This window comes from Bacillus sp. GMs2/2, from assembly GCF_050172095.1.
In the GTDB taxonomy this organism is placed as follows: Bacteria; Bacillota; Bacilli; order Bacillales; family Bacillaceae_G; genus Bacillus_A; species Bacillus_A cereus.
The window spans coordinates 1-2930 of record NZ_JBNLYE010000440.1; the positions used below are offsets into that span (position 1 = coordinate 1).

Here is a 2930-nt window from a genome sequence, read left to right on the forward strand (position 1 = left end):
TGTGAAATACTTCACATTATTTGAGCTTTTACTTAATAGGCAAGATGAAAACAATAAGTTCCAACATTTTAAATCTATTTTTATAGTGATCTGGAGGCTTTAATATGACAAACAAGACAGATGAAAAAGAAGTACAAGCAATGGTCAACGTAGTAATTAAAGATGAAAATGATGTACAAGAAGTTGTTAATACTTTAGTTGAAAATGGAAAAGAAGCACTAAAAGCACTAGAATCTTATACGCAAGAGCAAGTAGATCATATTGTTCATGAAATGGCACTATCTGGATTAGACCAACATATGCCATTAGCAAAAATGGCGGTAGAGGAAACTGGTAGAGGTGTGTATGAGGATAAATGTACAAAAAATATATTTGCAACTGAATATATTTGGCATAGCATAAAAAAAGATAAGACTGTAGGAATTATTCATGAAGATCCACATGAAGAAGTCATTGAAATTGCCGAACCAGTAGGTGTAGTTGCTGGTGTGACACCAGTAACAAATCCCACTTCAACTACTATGTTTAAAGCAATTATTGCAATGAAAACAAGAAATCCAATTATTTTTGCTTTTCATCCATCTGCTCAGCGTTGCTCTGTTGCAGCGGCTAAAATTTTAAGAGATGCTGCAATTAAGGCAGGGGCACCAGAGAATTGCATTCAATGGATCGAAAAACCTTCTGTTGAGGCAACAAAAAGATTAATGAACCATGAGGGGGTTGCACTTGTTCTTGCAACCGGGGGTGCTGGAATGGTGAAATCAGCATATTCTACAGGGAAACCGGCCTTAGGAGTAGGACCTGGGAATGTACCTTGTTATTTAGAGAAATCAGCACATGTAAAACGAGCTGTAAATGATTTAATTTTATCAAAAACATTTGATAATGGTATGATTTGTGCTTCTGAACAAGCAATCATTGTAGATAAAGAAATCTATAATAGTGTAAAAAAAGAAATGCAAGACAACAATTGTTATTTTGTTACCGAAGAAGAGAGAATAAAATTAGAGAAGCTTGTTATTAATGAAAATACATGTGCAGTAAATAGTGATATCGTTGGGAAATCAGCACATTATATTGCATCATTAGTAGGCATTAAGGTACCAGAAGATACAAAAATACTTGTAGCTGAAATTAAGGGAGTGGGTGCAGAATATCCACTATCACGTGAAAAATTGAGCCCAGTATTAGCTTGTATCAAAGCAAATTCACAAGAAGAAGGATTTAAATACTGTGAAGAAATGTTAAATTTAGGTGGCTTAGGGCATTCAGCGGTTATTCATTCTACAAATAAAGAAGTACAAAAACAATTTGGTTTAAGAATGAAAGCTTGTCGCCTTATTGTAAATTCACCATCAGCACAAGGTGGGATTGGTGATATATATAACGCATTTATTCCATCTTTAACATTAGGTTGTGGATCATACGGTAAAAATTCTGTTTCTCAAAACGTAACAGCTACACATTTAATAAATGTAAAGCGTTTGGCGAATAGAAAAAATAATATGCAATGGTTCAAATTACCACCTAAGGTTTTTTTTGAAAAACATGCGACACAATATTTAGCTAAGATGCCAAACATTTCACGAGCATTCATTGTAACGGATCCAGGAATGGTAGACCTGGGATATGTGGACACAGTTACACATTACTTACAACAGCATTTAAATGATGTAAAAGTAGGTGTTTTCTCAGAGGTAGAACCAGATCCATCAGATGAAACAGTATTCAAGGGTGCTGAGATGATGAGAAGCTTCAAACCTGATGTAATTATTGCATTGGGCGGAGGTTCAGCAATGGATGCAGCAAAAGGAATGTGGCTATTTTATGAATATCCAGAAACAACATTCTTTGGAATCAAACAAAAGTTTTTAGATATTAGAAAACGTACATGTAAGTTTCCAACATTAGGGCAAAAAGCACAATTTGTTGCGATTCCAACAACATCAGGAACAGGGTCAGAAGTGACACCATTCGCGGTTATTACAGATAAAAAAAATAATATAAAATATCCACTTGCTGATTATGAATTAACACCAGATGTAGCGATTATTGATCCACAGTTTGTAATGACAGTGCCACCTCATGTAACAGCAGACACTGGAATGGATGTGTTAACACATGCAATTGAAGCATACGTGTCTATTATGGCAAATGACTATACAGATGGATTGGCCTTAAAAGCCATTGATCTAGTATTTAAATATTTACCGCGAGCATATAAAAACGGAAATGATGAAGAAGCACGTGAAAAAATGCATAATGCTTCTGCAATTGCAGGTATGGCTTTTGCAAATGCATTTCTTGGTATTAATCACAGTTTGGCGCATAAGCTTGGGCCAGAATTTCACATTCCACATGGACGCGCTAACGCAATCTTAATGCCACATGTAATTCGCTATAATGCCATTAAGCCGAGAAAACATGCATTGTTCCCAAAATATGAGCATTTTGTGGCAGATGAACGTTATGCATATATTGCAAGAACATTGGGGCTACCAGCAAGTACAGTAGAAGAAGGGGTAGAATCTCTTGTGCAAGCAATTATCAGCCTTGGAAAAGAATTAAATATTAATATGAGTATTGCAGGACAAGGAGTAAAACAAGAAGCATTTGACAATGTTGTGGATGTCTTATCGGAAAGAGCATTTGAAGATCAATGTACACCAGCAAATCCGAAACTTCCATTGATTTCAGAATTAAAAGAAGTATATAAACAAGCATATAAAGGTGTGTAATAAGTTAAGTAGGTATAACTTTTTAAGTTCATAGATTTTGTATTTGATATTTGTAAATATATTGTATATGGGTGTTAAGGGGAAATATATATTATAAACAGCATTGTTTTAAATAGAACATCTAACAAAAATGCTGCCTAGATGACCTGTATGTAGGTAAGATGGGAGTGTACAAAAGCTATGTCTAATTAT

Annotated in this window: 1 protein-coding gene; it reads left to right on the forward strand. The window is 34.8% G+C overall.

Translation table 11 applies throughout. The features are described from left to right. Positions 1-140: 140 nt before the first annotated feature. The gene (gene adhE / locus ACQGS6_RS25685; protein ID WP_369622730.1) at positions 141-2738 is read left to right on the forward strand and encodes a bifunctional acetaldehyde-CoA/alcohol dehydrogenase; all 2598 of its coding nucleotides are present in this window, start codon (positions 141-143) and stop codon (positions 2736-2738) included. Positions 2739-2930: the final 192 nt, after the last annotated feature.